The 15260-nt window shown below is 67.9% G+C and carries 19 protein-coding genes; 6 read left to right on the top strand and 13 right to left on the bottom strand.

Annotation, left to right across the window (positions count from 1 at the left end):
- The first annotated feature begins 15 nt into the window (after nt 1-15).
- Nucleotides 16-801: a GntR family transcriptional regulator gene (locus BLW84_RS22695; RefSeq protein WP_093268420.1), complete on the top strand. Its 786-nt coding sequence runs from the start codon at nt 16-18 to the stop codon at nt 799-801.
- Nucleotides 802-877: 76 nt separating this feature from the next.
- Here BLW84_RS22695 and BLW84_RS22690 read toward each other — a convergent pair whose 3' ends face one another.
- The 9 genes from BLW84_RS22690 to BLW84_RS22650 form a co-directional block, all read right to left on the bottom strand.
- Entirely contained in the window at nt 878-1072 is a 195-nt protein-coding gene (locus BLW84_RS22690) for a hypothetical protein (protein ID WP_093268417.1), read from the bottom strand.
- A 44-nt stretch (nt 1073-1116) separates the two neighbouring features.
- Nucleotides 1117-1923: a tRNA-dependent cyclodipeptide synthase gene (locus BLW84_RS22685; protein ID WP_093268415.1), complete on the bottom strand. Its 807-nt coding sequence runs from the start codon at nt 1921-1923 to the stop codon at nt 1117-1119.
- A 673-nt stretch (nt 1924-2596) separates the two neighbouring features.
- Entirely contained in the window at nt 2597-3460 is an 864-nt protein-coding gene (locus BLW84_RS22680) for a class I SAM-dependent methyltransferase (RefSeq protein ID WP_093268412.1), read from the bottom strand.
- A 155-nt stretch (nt 3461-3615) separates the two neighbouring features.
- Nucleotides 3616-3861 (bottom strand): hypothetical protein, encoded by a 246-nt coding sequence (locus tag BLW84_RS22675; RefSeq protein WP_218157426.1) that lies wholly within the window; start codon nt 3859-3861, stop codon nt 3616-3618.
- 46 nt (nt 3862-3907) lie between these two features.
- Complete coding sequence (locus BLW84_RS22670) at nt 3908-5179, bottom strand: serine hydrolase domain-containing protein (RefSeq protein WP_093268410.1); 1272 nt, start codon at nt 5177-5179, stop codon at nt 3908-3910.
- Between the two features lie 154 nt (nt 5180-5333).
- On the bottom strand, nt 5334-5660 hold the full coding sequence (locus BLW84_RS22665; protein WP_093268407.1) for a DUF1048 domain-containing protein: 327 nt from the start codon (nt 5658-5660) through the stop codon (nt 5334-5336).
- A 1-nt stretch (nt 5661) separates the two neighbouring features.
- Nucleotides 5662-6018, bottom strand: a complete 357-nt coding sequence (locus tag BLW84_RS22660; protein WP_093268404.1) for a DUF1048 domain-containing protein — start codon at nt 6016-6018, stop codon at nt 5662-5664.
- Nucleotides 6015-6341: a PadR family transcriptional regulator gene (locus BLW84_RS22655; protein WP_093268402.1), complete on the bottom strand. Its 327-nt coding sequence runs from the start codon at nt 6339-6341 to the stop codon at nt 6015-6017. Before BLW84_RS22655 ends, BLW84_RS22660 begins: the two co-directional genes overlap by 4 nt.
- Nucleotides 6342-6500: 159 nt before the next feature.
- The gene (locus BLW84_RS22650; RefSeq protein WP_245761314.1) at nt 6501-7217 is read right to left on the bottom strand and encodes an AraC family transcriptional regulator; all 717 of its coding nucleotides are present in this window, start codon (nt 7215-7217) and stop codon (nt 6501-6503) included.
- Between the two features lie 144 nt (nt 7218-7361).
- Between BLW84_RS22650 and BLW84_RS22645 the strand changes: the two genes are divergently transcribed.
- The 5 genes from BLW84_RS22645 (at nt 7362) to BLW84_RS22625 (ending at nt 11826) form a co-directional block, all read left to right on the top strand.
- Nucleotides 7362-8528 (top strand): 4-hydroxybenzoate 3-monooxygenase, encoded by a 1167-nt coding sequence (locus BLW84_RS22645; protein WP_093268397.1) that lies wholly within the window; start codon nt 7362-7364, stop codon nt 8526-8528.
- Between the two features lie 716 nt (nt 8529-9244).
- On the top strand, nt 9245-10336 hold the full coding sequence (locus tag BLW84_RS22640) for a M4 family metallopeptidase (protein ID WP_218157424.1): 1092 nt from the start codon (nt 9245-9247) through the stop codon (nt 10334-10336).
- The gene (locus BLW84_RS22635) at nt 10312-10647 is read left to right on the top strand and encodes a protealysin inhibitor emfourin (protein ID WP_093268395.1); all 336 of its coding nucleotides are present in this window, start codon (nt 10312-10314) and stop codon (nt 10645-10647) included. Before BLW84_RS22640 ends, BLW84_RS22635 begins: the two co-directional genes overlap by 25 nt.
- 352 nt (nt 10648-10999) lie before the next feature.
- Nucleotides 11000-11368 carry an RNHCP domain-containing protein gene (locus tag BLW84_RS22630; RefSeq protein WP_245761313.1) on the top strand — a complete coding sequence of 123 codons (369 nt, stop codon included), beginning with the start codon at nt 11000-11002 and terminating at the stop codon, nt 11366-11368.
- 29 nt (nt 11369-11397) lie between these two features.
- Nucleotides 11398-11826, top strand: a complete 429-nt coding sequence (locus BLW84_RS22625; RefSeq protein ID WP_093268390.1) for an RNHCP domain-containing protein — start codon at nt 11398-11400, stop codon at nt 11824-11826.
- Nucleotides 11827-11939: 113 nt separating this feature from the next.
- Here the strand turns inward: BLW84_RS22625 and BLW84_RS22620 are convergent, their stop codons facing one another.
- The 4 genes from BLW84_RS22620 to BLW84_RS22605 are packed head-to-tail and all read right to left on the bottom strand — an operon-like array spanning nt 11940 to nt 15255.
- Nucleotides 11940-13022 (bottom strand): HAD-IIIC family phosphatase, encoded by a 1083-nt coding sequence (locus tag BLW84_RS22620; RefSeq protein WP_093268388.1) that lies wholly within the window; start codon nt 13020-13022, stop codon nt 11940-11942.
- Nucleotides 13015-14136 (bottom strand): acyl-CoA dehydrogenase family protein, encoded by a 1122-nt coding sequence (locus BLW84_RS22615; protein ID WP_093268385.1) that lies wholly within the window; start codon nt 14134-14136, stop codon nt 13015-13017. Before BLW84_RS22615 ends, BLW84_RS22620 begins: the two co-directional genes overlap by 8 nt.
- Nucleotides 14129-14395 (bottom strand): acyl carrier protein, encoded by a 267-nt coding sequence (locus tag BLW84_RS22610; RefSeq protein ID WP_245761312.1) that lies wholly within the window; start codon nt 14393-14395, stop codon nt 14129-14131. Before BLW84_RS22610 ends, BLW84_RS22615 begins: the two co-directional genes overlap by 8 nt.
- A complete protein-coding gene (locus BLW84_RS22605; protein ID WP_245761311.1) occupies nt 14392-15255 on the bottom strand; it encodes a 3-hydroxyacyl-CoA dehydrogenase family protein in 864 nt (287 codons plus the stop codon). Before BLW84_RS22605 ends, BLW84_RS22610 begins: the two co-directional genes overlap by 4 nt.
- Nucleotides 15256-15260: the final 5 nt, after the last annotated feature.

Genomic DNA, 15260 nt, shown 5'->3' with positions numbered 1-15260 from the left:
GGGTACCTTGGGCGGATGGTCAGCGAAACAGCCGAAGGGAACGGCAAGCGGAGCGAGGCAGGTGCCGTTCGGTATCAAAAGTTGGCAGCCGACATGCGTCGCGCGATTGAGGCAGGAAAGTTCGGCAACGACGGGCGCCTGCCCAGCGAGGAGAGTCTCGCGGAGCAGTACGGGGTCTCCCGCGGCACCGTTCGCAATGCCCTGGCGCTGCTTCGAGCGAATGGGCTGGTCACCTCCCGCAGGGGAACCCGGCGGGTGATCCTGGGGACCGCGCGTACCCAGAGCTTCCATGAACTGCTGAGTTTCACCAACTGGGCACGCTCCCTGGGCGAGGAACCCAGCGCCCGGACCATCCATGCTCGCGTTCGCGCGGCGACTGCGGTTGAGGGAGAGCGCCTGCAGCTCGATCCGGGGAACGACATCACCGAAGTGCTCCGTCTCAGGTTCCTCGGACGCGTTCCGGTCATGCTTGAACGCACCGTCTACCCGGTACGGGTCGGTGAGGTCATCGAAACCCTGGCGCCGGATTCGCTCTCGCACACCGGCGCCCTCGATGCGTCCGGCGTCGTCTTCGCCGACAGTGAGCACACCATCGACATCGTCGCTGCCGATGAGACCGACGCCCGCCTGCTGGGCTGCGCCGAGGGCGCCGGCCTTCTCCGCGAAGTCCGCCGGGCCACCGACCCCACCGGCACACCCCTGCTGTGGTCGGAGGACCGTTTCCTCCCCGGAACCGTCTCCTTCACCGTCCACAACTCGGCCACGGTCAGCTCCCTCGCCCGACGCAGAGCACCACGCTGACCGTCAGCCGGCAGATACCCCTGTACCGCTCGAAAAGTCGTGGCGCCTGGTCAGGCCCGGGTCCTCAATGGACTCATCAACGAGTACCGGTACGCGGCTTGACGTGCAGCGATGACTTTTCGAGCGGTACCGGGTTCGAGGCCACTGCCGACCTGCTCGCCAGGTCGGATCGGACCGGTGGTTTGCGCGTCGCAGCGGGCGCCTGGGGGGCCGCCAGCAGGCCGGCGATGCCCGCCCCGATCACGACGGCGTGGTCGTGCCTCGCGCCCATCAGGCCTCCTCGATCCAGCGCCCCGACCGGCGGGCGCACCGCGTCTACGCACCGCTGACCGCCCCGGCCGCGCGGGGTTGGGCCATCGCGGCCCCGCCCGGGCCGCCGTCGGCGCCCTCCAGCGCGTCCAGGGCCTCCAGGAGCATGAACCCTTGGTGGTCGGGGCTGACGCCGCCGCTCGGGTAGAGATACGGGGCGAAGGCGGGCACCACCCGGTAGACCATGACCGACTCGGCCACGCCCAGCACGCCCGGGGTGTCGGCGAACCAGGGCAGCTCCATGTCCAGGTACTCCGCGCCGGCCGCCAGCTGCGCCGGGTCAGGTTGCCAGCCGTCGGGCATGCGGGCGGTGAGCACGTCGAGCACCATCCGGCGGCAGGTGGCCGCGAACGCGGGGTCGTCCCGCCGCGCCCGGGCGATCTCAGCGCGGACCCGCGCATAGCCGGGTTGGCCGATCGCGTGGTCGAAGTAGCGGACCCGCACGGCCGCGCCGTGGTGGTCGACGCGGGCGAGGGCACGGCCGATCCGGTTCTCCATCTGCCGCACGTCCCGCTTGGCCCGTTGCCGCGCGTGCCTCTCCGCATAGCCCCGGCCGAGGTAGGTACAGGCCACCATCGGCACATCGGCGGTGACCAGATCCACCGCGCGGAACCGCGCGCAGCCCCACTCGACCATGCTCACGATGCGGTCTTCCGAGAAGTACCCGTTGCCGGGCGACACCGCGAACGCCAGGTGCCGGCCACGCTCGATGAGGCGGGCGCAATTGCCGGTGAACGGCCGCCACCGATGACAGCCGTCCTCCTCAACCGGCAGCGCCGAGTCGTGTTCCGGGGCGAGCCTCCAGTCCCTCATCGCGTCAGCCCGGCGGATACGTCTTCGGGCCCCCACGAGCTGCACTTGCCGGGGAAGGTGACCGCGGTCTCCAGGTTGCCGCGGCTCGGCCGCTGAAGGACCGCCGAGTAGTCCGTGCCGCCATCGACACAAATTTCCACATTGCCAGTCGCAGGCGCGGCAGATGCGGTGGCAGTGGCTCCGGCCAGGACAACACCGGCGGCAACGGCGCCCACAATGAGCTTCCTCGGCATGAACGTTTGTTCCTCTCGGAAGTGTGGAGAATCAACACGCCGAGCGTCGCGAGTGCGCCGCCGCGCGGGCAAGCGGCGCCCGCATATAGGTCCCGCCGGGTCGACATGCTGCCCGAATTTCTCGCTCCCAGACCCGTGCCGACGCGCTGGGCGAGGTCCGTGGCGAGGTGTTCCGCGGCGACGCCGCCAGCGCGGACGACGTGCGCCGCGCCGTCGCGGGCGTGCAGCGGCTCTTCCTCACCTACCCGTTGTCCTCCAGCAGGACGTCCAAGCTGCCGACGACCGTCACAAGCGGAGGCAGGCCACGCAGGCCACCACAGACCGGAGAGATGTCCGCGGCGGAGCGGTCGCAGCGATTACGCGCGGCCACGGCCCCTTTCTGGCATATTCGTGCTAGCCGTCGCGACAGATGTGGTGCAAGTAGGCGCGGCAGGCAATCCTCAGCGGCTCGCGCGCAGTATGCGGATCGCGCGCAGTGCGCGGGGTGGTTCGCCCTCGAATCCTGCGGATCCGTGGAGGTAGCCGGCGACGAGGTCCGGGGCGGAGTGGTCTTCGATACCGGTGAACCCGAGGGCGTGCAGCTGTGCGGCGATGTCGTCCGGTGTGGAGTAGCTGAACAAGGGTTCGCCGGCGCCGGCCAGCCGATCGGCACGTGCCCGCTGGTACGCACGATCCTCGTCGGTGGCCGCAGGCTGCAGGTAGTCGAAGACCACCTCGACCGGCTGGGCTTGACCAGCGATGTATTCGAGGGTGGCGTGGGCGGCGTTCGGGGTCAGGTAGAAGACGACACCGAGCCACACGAATACGGCCGGGTCCGTCCGTTTGAATCCGGCGGATTCCAATCCAGCTGCCAGCGTCCGGGTTTCGAAATCGACCGGCACGAAGGTCAACGTCTCAGGGCGGTCGATCCCGGTCGTAGCAAGGCGTTCGCGTTTCCACGCTTGGGTGGCGGGGTGGTCGACCTCGAAGACGCGCAAGTCCGGGCGCGGATTGCGATAGGCGAAGGTGTCCAGGCCCGCGCCGAGGATCACGACCTGCCGCACACCAGCGGCGATGGCCGCGGCCACGGCGTCCTCGGCGAAGCGGGCACGGGCGGCGAAGAACAGGCGGCGGGGCCGATCGCTTGCCCCGGCACCGAGGAGATCGGTTGTGGACGTGCCCAATTCTGTCAGTTCCTCTGCGGTGACGCCGAGCAGACGTGCCGCCAGGGGGTCGGTGAAGATCTGTGGTCGGTCAGCGATCTGGTGATAGGCGCGGGCGTACGCGGTGACGAGCGCTGTCCGGCTGGGTCCGCCGTTCTCCATGCTCAAGAACCTACTCGCGACCGCGGCGCGGGCTCTATGAACTCACTCACGCCCACTCCACAAAGGAGCACGCGCACACGATCCGTAACACTGACTACAGCTGGCCCTCCTTCGGGGCGGTTGCCACGAGTCGACAGGCGCCGGCTCGGACCCTGCTACCGGGGCTGGGTTGATGTGTTGAACCGGGTCATGAGTTCGCGGTTGGTGGCGCGGGCGGCGGCAAGATCGTCGGCGCGTTCGTCGAGTTGCTGCTGCAGGTCGAGGTTGTGCTGCTCGAGCTGGTTGATGCGCTGGTGGAGCGTGTCGATGTCGGTGGGGGCGCCGAGCCCGGATTCGCGCCAGGTCTGTTCGCCCAGCCCTTCGGACAGACGCTTTTCCAGTTGCTGCTGGACGGTTAGCAAGATCGGAGGTCTGGCGTACTCGGTGTCCCGCCCCACGAGGGCTGTCTCAACCAAGGCAGGACCGGACGGCCTTGGCCAGGTTCGACGCCCGCGGGTCGTCGGACCGGAAGTTCCAGAGGTTCGTGACGTAGCCGAAGCCGACACCGGCATCGGGGTCGGCGAGGGCGATCGATCCGCCGGAGCCCGGGTGGCCGAACGACCCCGGCCCGATCATCGGCACCGGAGGGCATGCTCGCCAGAACCCCAGCGACATGTAGAAGGAGCGGTCGGCCGGGATGTCCAGACCCGGCGGCAGCCCGTACATCCGCGTCTTGTCGGTCTGGACGACTGCCATCCTCTCGACCGTTGACGGATCGAGCAGCCGAACCCCGTCGACGTCGCTGACCGTGGCGGCGTACATCCGCGCCAACGAACGCGCGTCCGCGAGCATGTTCGCGGCCGGGAACTCCGCCGCGCGCCAGGCACGCGTCGACATGTACTCCCCGGACGCGTTGTCCAAGGCACCGCCGAGCTCGGCGGCGCGCATCTGGATCGAGCCCGGGCTCCACATGGATTCGACCCAGGCGGTGACCGTGTCCGCATCGAGCCCAGTGACCTTGATCAGCCCGGCGAGCAGCTCCTCCACGCTGAACGCATCGGTGAAGTGGAGCTGGGACACCCGTTCCTCGTGTTCCTCGGGCAGTCCGATCCAGGCGCTCAGCCCGAGCGGGGCGGCCACCTCCTCAGCGAAGAACGTGCCGAGTGACTTGCCGGTGATCCGGCGCACGACCTCCCCGACCAGAAACCCGTAGGTGACGGCGTGGTAGACGTGCTCGGTGCCCGGCTGCCACAGCGGCTTCTGCGCCTCGAGTGCACGGATGACCGGGTGCCACGCGCACGCCTGCTCGAACGTCAGCGGTCCGTCGACGAGCGGGAGACCGGCCTGGTGCGACAGCAGCCAGCGCACTTTGATCTGTTCCTTGCCGTTAGCGCCGAACTCCGGCCAGTACCGGGCCACCGGGGCGTCCAGATCCAGCTCACCGCGCTGTGCCAGCAGATGGGCGCAGATCGCGGTAGCGCCCTTCGTCGTGGATGCGACCTTGACGATGGTGTTCTTGCGCCACGGTCGGTTCGCCTCGCGATCGGCGAGCCCGCCCCACAGGTTGGCGACGGGGCGGCCGCCCACGTAGACGCTGCACGCCGCGCCGACCTCGCCGGGGGCCTCGAAGTTCGCGCGGAACGCGTCAGCGAGCTTTCCCCAGCCTTCCTCTACACCGTGCTCGAGGTCGTCACCGCCACCGCTCACGGAGGCGTTGTCGCGGCCCTGATCGGTTGTCATTCGGATATCCATTCTCTCGTAACGGTTTGTCGCCCGGGTACCGCCATCGATGGCTCGGCGCGCGCGGCGGCAAGCAGGCTGTCGACGGTCAGGGGCCCGATGTTCTCCTTCGGCTCCCCCATCGAAGAACCCCGCCAGCACCGGTCGACGGGTGTTACTTCTCTGCCGTGCCGAGTTTCCCGCTGACGGACTCCTGATAGATGTCCGCGTAGGTGCGCGAGTCCTTGACCAGGTCGTCGCAGAAGGCAGCGACGTCGTTGCCGATGAGTTCCAGGACTCCCCTGTTGGTCGCGACGCCCTCCTCGAAGAAATCGACAACCCCCGAGAGCAGGGGCCCGTCAGGCAAGTCGATCGGTCCGACCTTGAAGAGGTACCGCTGAATCTCCTTGTAGACGATCTGGTAGTCCGGCGGGAGCGCCTTGACCCGCGCCATGTGCGCCCGCCACTGCTTCTTGCCCTCGATGATGTCCTGGATGCCCACGTCAGCCTCCTAGCCGGCCCAATTTCCTTGCGACGTTCCTGTTCAACTGCTTGCGCCACCGGTCGCGATAGTTTCGAGCCCCTTCTCCGCCGGCCAGCGCCGCGCAGAAGCCCTTGATTTCCTCGCCCAGCACCTCGTGAATGCTCTGCCCATCCGACGCTGTTTCTTCGAGCAGCCCCAGGGCACCGTCGAGGATCGGCATCAGGTTGCGACCCGTGAAGCCCGCGTAGGGAGAGAGGTGAACCTTGATCTGTTCCCACGCCGCCCGGTAGTCGGCCGGCAATACCTCGGCCCGGGCTTCGAACGCCTTCCATTCCCTGGTGAGATCGCTGCCTGTCAGGGTCTCCCAGAAGTTCATTTCCCGCCCTCCTTGAGCTGGTCGATCCGTGATGTGATGTATTCCCATTTCGCCCAGAACGCCGCGAGTTCTTCGCGCCCCGCGTCGTTGAGCGCATAGAACTTGCGCGGCGGCCCCATCCCGGATGGCCGTTTCGTCACCTGGACGAGCCCGTTCTTCTCCAGCCGCAGCAAGATGGTGTACACCGTCCCCTCGACGACGTCGGCGAAACCGAGTTCGTTCAGCCGACGCGTGATGGCGTACCCGTAGGTCTCCTCGCTGCCGATGATTTCAAGCACGCAGCCCTCAAGCGTGCCCTTCAGCATCTCCGTCAGATCGTCCATCGTGGGCCCTCTTCGATCTCCCGGTACTTCGTAGTACCGAGTACCACTACAAAGTATCACAGAGTAGTGAGCCAATATCCAGCGAGCGGCGAGCGCAGACCACGGAAGCGATTCGAACCACCGTCCTGTCGCTGGTCATCCGCCTCGCGCCGACAGGGTTTACGGCGCACCCGTGCGCCGTAGTTCGGCTTGGTAACGGCCGGGTGTTTCACCGACGACGGCGACGAACGCTTCGATGAAGCTAGTGGGATTCGCCCAGCCCAGCCGGGACGAAATGGTGGTCACCGAGTGGCCGTCTCCGAGAAGGACGAGGGCGTGCTGGACGCGGAGCATGCTCCGCCACTGCCGGAAGCTCACGCCGAGCTCGTCCTGGAAAAGCCGGCTGAGCACCCTCTCGCTGGCGCCGGCGGTCCGCCCGAGTTCGCGCAACGTCGCGGAACTCCCCGGGTCGGCGTGGAGCAGTGAGGTCACCACACGCAGCCGGTCGTCGGCCGGCTCGGGCAGGTACAGCTCCTGCGGCGGGGCGCCGGTGAGCTCGTCGATGATCAGCCCGCGGAGCCGGTGACGGGGCCCCGGACCGCGAGGGTGCCCATCGCTGAGCGCCAGGAGTGCCTCGCGCAGCAGCGGTGTCACGGCGAAGACGGACGGTCGAGCAGGGAGGAAGCGGCAGAACCGGGTAGGCAGGTCGATGCGCCTGATCTCGGTCTCGCCGAAGGCCCTGTGGGAATGCTCGAACCCCGGGGGCGTCCAGGTGATCCGGTTCGCCGGGGCGAGCCAGGTGCCCCGCTCCGTCGTGGTCGCGAGCGCGCCCGCAGCGGGGTAAAGCAGCTGTCCCTGGGCGTGGGAATGCGTCCCCACCACCTGCCCGTGGGCCATGGATCCCCGAACCGCGAGAAGATCGGCGACGCCGGACGGCGGATGTTGGCGGGATTCCAGCATAGAGCGTCAGGATACCGGTAGTACGAAGTCGCGAGCTCGGTGAGACTGAAGATGATCATTGCTTCGCCGAGGAGAAATGCCATGTCTACTGCAAACGAGCACAAGTCCATCGTGATCGTGGGAGCCGGCGTGTCCGGACTCGCGCTCGGCAACTTCCTGCTGAGCGAGGGAATCGACTGTGTCGTTGCCGAACGGCGCAGCCGCGAGTACGTCGAGCAACGGCAGCGCGCCGGGGTCATCGATACCCGGGCGGCCCGCGTGTTCCGGAAACGAGGCCTCGAAGACCGGGTCATCGGCGGCGCCCCCGTCGAGCCCAGGCTCGGCTTCCGCGTCGACGGGGAGATTCGGCAGCTGGAGTTCGCCGCGGACGACCACCGGGACGGGCGGTTCTGCCCACAGCAGGTGCTGGTCCGGAACCTCATCACCGTGTTCGAACAGGACGGAGGCGACCTGCGGTTCGATTCCGAGGTGTCCGTGGAGGACATCGATGGCGAACGCCCGCGCGTCCGGCTCAGCGACGGGTCGATCATCGAATGCGACTTCGTCGCCGGGTGCGATGGTGACCGTGGTGCGACCCGGGCTGCCATCCCCGGGGACCGGATCACCCGCCACTCGCACGAATACGGATACGGGTGGCTGGTCGTCTTGGCGGACGCACCGGGCAACCACCAGGCGATGATGGCGATCCACTCGCGCGGGTTCGCGGGCCAGTTCGCGCGCGGACCGCGGGCGAGCCGGTTCTACCTCCAGTGCCCGCTCGACGACACGACCGCGGATTGGCCGGACGAGCGCATCTGGAGCGAGCTCGAGGCGCGGTTCGGCGAACCGCTGGCCACGAAGGGCACGATCATCGAGAAGCAGGTGGTGCCGCTTCGGAGCGAGGTGTACAGCCCGCTGAGCCACGGCCGGCTCCACCTGCTCGGCGACGCCGCGCACATCGTCCCGCCGATGAGCGCGAAGGGCATGAACCTCGCCCTGCACGACGCCGACGTCTTCGCCGACGCTGTGGTCCACTACTACAAGAACGGCGATCCGAGCCTGCTCGACGGCTACTCCGCCACGCGCCTGCGCGACGTGTGGAACTACCAGGCCTTCGCGGCGTGGTGGACCGACACCGTCCACGACGCCGGTGACCCGACCCACCGAGGGGAGTTCCGGCATCAGGTGGCGCGCGCCGACTTCGAGCGCCTGTTCACTTCGAGTACGGCGAACCGCCTGCTCGGCGAGTTCATGGCCGGCCTGAACTGATCAGCCGCGCGGCCGCGACCGGATCGCGGCACGACGAGGGCCGCGCGTGGATACCCCTGGCGGCAGGCCGGTCCGAGACATTCGTTCCTCGTACACTGTGGACGCCTCTGATCCAGCGCGGGGCCTGCGTGCCGAACTTACCGACCGCACGCTGATCTGGAATCTGCCCCACCTGATGCGACTGCTCCGCGAGTACGAAGATTTTCATAACCCGCACCGCTCCCACCGCACACTTGGACAGGCCGCGCCTCTGAAACCACGGCCCGCCAACGTGATCGACTTCGAGGCGTTCCGCATGCGGGAACGCGATCGCCTCGGAGGTCGGCGCTGCACAAAGCCAGCAAAGAGGGCTGTGTTGCGCAGCGGCGGAATCCCGGCCCGGGGACGTTCGCCCCTGGTTGGGCACCTGCGCCGCCGACCACCCTGAAATCAGCGCCAGAGCGAGACGCAGCCCCGGCGGTGGACAACCGAGCAGCTTCCCGCACTCACCGCAAGGAAGAGGATATTGGCGCTGGAGGTTCTTCGCGTGATGGCACGGTAATTGCATGGGGTTCCTCGCACTTGAGCGTTCAGGAACGAGCCTGGCAGCCCCGACGACGCACCCCCAGCGCGTACTTCGGCGGACTGCTGCTCAATACCGTGGACAACGACTTCGGGCACGGTCCGTGACCGGTACAGCCGAGAGTTTCGGGCTTCGCAACCGAAGGAGCACAGCAATGAGACGAACCAGCCACCACACCGGCGCGCCATGCAGCATCCTGCCACAGTACGTGCTCGCCGACCTCGCGATGCGTGGCGACGAGGAACTGCGGGAGACCGCGCTGCGCACCATCGGGACATCGATCGCGATGCGCACGAAACGCACCGTCATCACGCAGATGTTCCAGCAACTCGGCATCACCTCGACGGACCTCGCCTCGCTGAACCCCACGACGAAGGAACGCAAAACCGTCTACGACGTGCAGCACGGCGGGCACGAAGACCTCCCCGGCGTCCTCCGGCGCAGCGAAGGCGGTCAACTCGTGGACGACGATGCCGTGAACCAAGCGTTCGACAACGCCGACCACACCCACGACTTCTATCGCGACGTGTACCAGCGCAACAGCGTCGACGGCGAGGGCATGGAGCTCATCTCGAGCGTCCACTTCGGAACCGACTTCGACAATGCGTTCTGGAACGGGCTGCAGATGGTCTACGGTGACGGCAGCGGCCTCATCATGGCCAAGGGCAGCCTGACCCGGGACATCGCGGTGGTGGCGCACGAGATCACCCATGGCGTCGTGCAGTTCACCGCTGGTCTGCGCTACAGCAAGCAGTCAGGTGCGCTCAACGAGTCCACCGCCGACGTGTTCGGGTCGATGGTCAAGCAGTACATCGCCAAGGAGACCCCGGACGAGGCCGACTGGCTGGTCGGCGAGGGCATCCTGGGCAGCGAACTGCGAGGCAAGGCGCTGCGGTCGTTGAAGGCGCCAGGCACGGCCTTCGACAACGATGGCCAACCCGCACACATGGACCAGTACGTCGACCTGCCCGACGACAACGACCCACGGCACGACCACGGCGGGGTGCACATCAATTCGGGCATCCCGAACAAGGCATTCTTCCTGGTGGCCACCAGGCTCGACGGGTACTCCTGGGAGCAGGCCGGACACATCTGGTATCACGCGCTGACCACGCAGATGCGGCCGAACACCAACTTCAAGGAGGCCGCGGAGGCGACCACGAACTCGGCGGTGGAGCTCTACGGTGCCGGGCACGACGCGGAGAAGGCGGTGCGCTCGGCATGGAAGGAGGTCGGGGTCCGCTGAGAGTCTCGATCGTACGCGGCGGTGGGCTGGCCGGTCTGGTCATCACCACCGTCGTCGACACGTCGGCGCTCACCGAGGAGGACGCCGCGACGCTGCGGAACATGGTCCGCGCCGCCGACCTGGAAAACGTTCCTCCGAGCACGACAACGGCGATGCCGGACGCCCAGTCCTACGAAATCACCGTCGAGAGCGGGGAAACCAGCAGGACGGTCGTGCTGACCGAACGGGACTTGCCGACTGCGGTGCGCTCCCTCATCACCTGGATCGAGTCCGTCCCAGGACACGAGCGCAACATCCGGCCACCCGGCTGAACCGGGACCCGGCGGCGCACGGATGCGATGACCGACGGCCAGCTGCGCCAGACCTGGCCCGACCCCTAAAAGAACTGGACCTCGCCCGGTGGCCGCGTGTTACGTTGCGGAAGTCCAGCTGACTACTTTTGTTCCGCCTTGCCCTGGAAGAGGTGTTTTTGTGCCCCGGACCGCGCCGAGCGCGCCTCGCCGCACCGCGTAGCCGTCCCCGATGCCGTGACGCCACGGCGTCCTACCGGGACGGAATCCCGGTGCCTTGCTCCAACCCGTATCCACAATGGATTGCGGGTGCTCCGAGGCCGCTCGGCCTGCTCTTGCTGTCATCTCGTACCTCTCAGCAAGGAGCATCCGGGTGTCCAGCGACGACATCAATCACCACCAGAGCACCATCAACACCTTCACCTGCGTACGGTGCGGACTGACCGTATCGACCCTGGTTCCTGACGGCGGCCGGCGCAACCACTGCCCGGCCTGCCTGCACTCACGGCACGTCATCGACCAGGTCGAGGGCGGCCCGTCCGACTGCGGCTCGCGGATGAGCCCGATCGCCATCGCGGTGCTGCGCACCGGCGACTGGATGCTCATCCACCGCTGCGCGCGCTGCGACGAGCTCACCTCGAACCCGGTGTGCGCGGACGACAACCAACTCATCCTGATGCGCATGGCCGTGCGCCCCCTGGCGCAGCCTCCGTTCCCGCTCGAAGCGTTCGGCACGCTCTGAACGCCCGCTACGGAAAGGAGGCTTCAGCCATGCCACGCCGCACACAACCGAGCAGCCGCAGGCAGCGGCACCGTCCGCAACGGCACAAGGACGTGCTGCACGGCAATGGCGGTCACCGGGCGCATGACTTCCGGTGCGTGGGCTGCCGGCTCGACGTATCCCTCGTCGCGCCTGGTACCGCGCACCGCAACCATTGCCCGCACTGCCTGGTCAGCCGGCACGTCGACCACCGCATCCCGGGCGATCGCGCGGCCGGCTGCCACGGGCGCATGGAGGCCCTGAGCCTGACCGTCCGCGCGGACGGCGAATGGATGATCATCCACCAGTGCCTGTCCTGCGCCGAGCTCAGCGCCAACCGCATCGCCGGTGACGACAACGCGCTCGCCTTGATACGCCTGGCTCTCAGGCCGCTTCAGGACAACCGTGCCACGGGCAGCACCCTGCTCGCCGCACTGTGACACCGCGACCGCGACCCGCGTAGTGCCGGGGCGGATTCCTCCGCCCCGGCACTCAATACTCGCCCCCTTTTGTGGGGACTACCCGAAGGCTCCGTAGGCCGGTCGGCGGGCGGTCACGTGGTCGACAGGTCCTCCGTGATCAGCCGCATGGTGCCCGGCTCGTTTCGCCGGTCCGGTACCAGGTGCATTCGCTGGATGTCCGCGTTCGGCGGCAGACCGGAGGCCGCCAGGCAGGCGCACGGGTCGGTGGTGAATCCCGCGAACCGGTAGGCGATTTCCATCATCCGGTTGCGATCGGTCGGCCGGAAGTCCGCGACGAGGTGGACTCCTGCCGTGTGGGCCTGGGTGATCAGCCAGTTCAGGATCACGGCACCGGCGCCGAACGACACCACCCGGCAGGAGGTGGCCAGCAGCTTCAGATGCCAGAACCCGGCGTTTCTCGCCAGCAGCAACACTCCCACGGCACCGTGCGGACCGAACCGGTCGGCCATGCTGATCACCAGGACGTCGTGCGCGGAGTCCTCACACAGGTCGCGCAGCACCGCGTCGGAGTAGTGCACGCCGGTCGCGTTCATCTGGCTGGTGCGCAGGGTCAGTTCCTCGACCCTGGCCAGGTCCTCCTGCTCGGCACGGGCGATCCGCATGACCAGGTCCAGCGAACGCAGGAAGTCCTCGTCCGGGCCGGTGAAGGCGGCCTGCGCGGCTTCCCGCCGGAAGTTCGCCTGGTACATCCGGCGCCGCTGCCGGGAGTCCTCGGTCACCGTGGCTGGTGCGAACTCGGGCAGGACAGACAGGTCGAGCAGCTGCTCGGGCGAATAGCAGCGCACGTCGGGCAGGTGGAACGTGACTTCCGCGTGCTCAGCGGGCAAGTCGTCGATGAAGGCGATCGTGGTGTGCGCGAACCGCAGCTGGTCGGCGATCCGTCGCACCGAATCGGACTTCGGCCCCCAGCCGATCTCCGGCAGCACGAAGTACTCGGCGACACCGAGTTGCTCCAGCTTCTGCCAGGCCATGTCGTGGTCGTTCTTGCTGGCCACCGACTGGAGGATGCCGCGCGAGTCGAGCATGGCGAGCACGTCGCGCACCTCGTCCGGCAACCGGACCTCATCGCCTTCCAGCAGGGTTCCCTGCCACAGGGTGTTGTCCAGGTCCCAGACGAGGCACTTCACCGGTACCGGTGGCGTCCGGTCAGTCACGACTTCTCCCGCTGCCGGCCATCGCGTGCTGAGCCAGCACGATCTGGCAGATCTCGGTGGTGCCTTCGATGATCTCCATGAGCTTGGCGTCCCGGTACGCGCGCGCGATCACGGTGCCGTCGTGCGCGGCGCGGGAAGCCAGTAGTTGCATCGCCGACGCGGCGCCCTGGGTCGCGTTGCCCGAGCTGACGTGTTTGGCGAGGATCGCTTCCACCGCCAGGTCGGGGTCGCCCGAGTCCCAGCACGCGCTGGCGTGTTCACAGGTCCGAGTGGCCACCCGTTCGGCGACCAGGAGTTCAGCGAGGCGCCTGGCCACGAGTTGGTGTTCGGCGAGTGGTTTTCCGAACTGCACGCGGGTTCCCGTGTGGACGGTGGCTTCACGCAGGCAGGCACGCAGGATGCCGACGCATCCCCAGGCCACCGACATCCGCCCGTACGTCAGTGCCGTCGTGATCACCATCGCCAGTGACTGCCTACCGCCCCCGAGCACCGCGCTCGCGGGCAGGCGGACCGAGTCGAAGCGGACGTCGGCGTGGCCAGCGGCCCGGCAGCCGACCGGGTTCGGGACGCGCTCAACGTGCACGCCCGCCGCTGTGCTGGGCACCACGACCACCGCCGCATCCGTCCCGAATCGGCCGACGACCACGATCAGATCGGCGTAGGCCGCGGCGGTGATCCACACCTTCCGCCCGGTCACGACGACCTCGTCGCCGTCGGGTTCGATGCGGGTCCCGACGGCGGACAGGTCGCTGCCCGCGTCCGGCTCGCTGAAGGCCATGGCCGCGAGCCCACCGCTCGTCAGCTCGGTCAGGTAGGCGCGTCGTTGCTCGGCGGTGCCCAACCGGCCGATCGTCCAAGCCGCCATCCCCTGCGAGGTCTGCACACTTCGCACGGAACTGCACAGGCTGCCGGTGTGTGCGGTGAGTTCGCCGTTGTCCGCGCTGGTCAGGCCGAGCCCGCCGCAGTCGGGAGACACCTGCGCGCACAGCGCTCCTCGGGCACCCAACTCGCGTAGTACCGGGAGCGGCAGGTGGCCTGCCCGGTCCCAGGCGTCCGCCCGGTCGCCGACGAGTTCATCGACCAGTGCACGGGCGTCGGCAAGGTGTTCAGCCATCGCTGCCGTCTCGCAGCGTCCGCACGAGCGCAGCCATCGACTGGATCGTCCGGAAGTTGTCCAGCCGCAGGTGTTCGCCGATGATCGCCACCTCGAACGTCTTCTCCAGGTAGACGACCAGCTCCATCGCGAACATCGAGTTCACCAGGCCGGACGCGAACAGGTCCTGGTCGACGAGCACGTCGGCCTTGAGCCTGTCCGTCAGGTACGACCTCAACACCTCCTCCGCGGCCGAGTCCGTCTGCTGCTCTGCGGTCACAGTGCCTCCCCGTAGTCGTAGAAGCCGCGGCCCGACTTGCGGCCGAGGTCGCCATCGCGCACTTTCGCCAGGAGTTGTTCGCATGGTCGGTAGCGCTGCTCACCGGTCCGCTCGTACAGCGCTGCCAGCGAATCGACGAGGTTGTCCAGACCGATCAGGTCGGCGGTGCGCAGCGGCCCGGTCCGGTGCCCGAGGCACCCCACCATCAAGGCATCGACGTCCTCCGCCGTGGCCACTGCCTCGCCGACCAGTCGCGCGGCGTCGTTGAGCATCGGGTGCAGCAGCCTGCTGGTGACGAATCCGTGGGAGTCGCGTACCACGACTGCGCGGCGGTTCAGGTCCGTCAGCAACGAGGTCAACCCGGTCACCGTCGCCTCGTCCGTGCGCGGTCCCCTGATCACCTCGACCAGGTCGATCAGGTACGCCGGGTTCATGAAGTGCGTGCCGATCAGCTGGCGCGGCCGGGGCAGGGCGTCGGCGAGTTCGTCGATCGGGATGCCCGACGTGTTGGAGATCAAGGGGGTGCTCGGGTCGACGACGGCGGCCACCTCGGTGAGGACCTCGGCCTTGGTCGCCTGGTGTTCGACGACGGCCTCGATGACAGCGCGAGCCCCGGCCAGCGCACGCACCGAGGTGGTGGTGACGAGCCGGCCCGGCGTGCGGTCCGGTGGCAGCGCGTCCATCATCCGCGCGTGCCGCAACTGCAGTTCGATCGTGCGCTCGGCCCGGTCCAGCGCGGCGCGGTCGATGTCCAGCAGCACGACCGGCAGACCGCTGCCCAGCACAGTTGCCGCAATGCCCATCCCCATCACACCGGCACCCACCACCGCGACCGGACATTCCTGACGATCAGCCGCCACACGCA

The organism is Saccharopolyspora shandongensis (assembly GCF_900106995.1).
Classification (GTDB): domain Bacteria; phylum Actinomycetota; class Actinomycetes; order Mycobacteriales; family Pseudonocardiaceae; genus Saccharopolyspora; species Saccharopolyspora shandongensis.
Note: the sequence above shows the minus strand (reverse complement) of the source record. Positions and strands in the feature narration are given on the sequence as shown.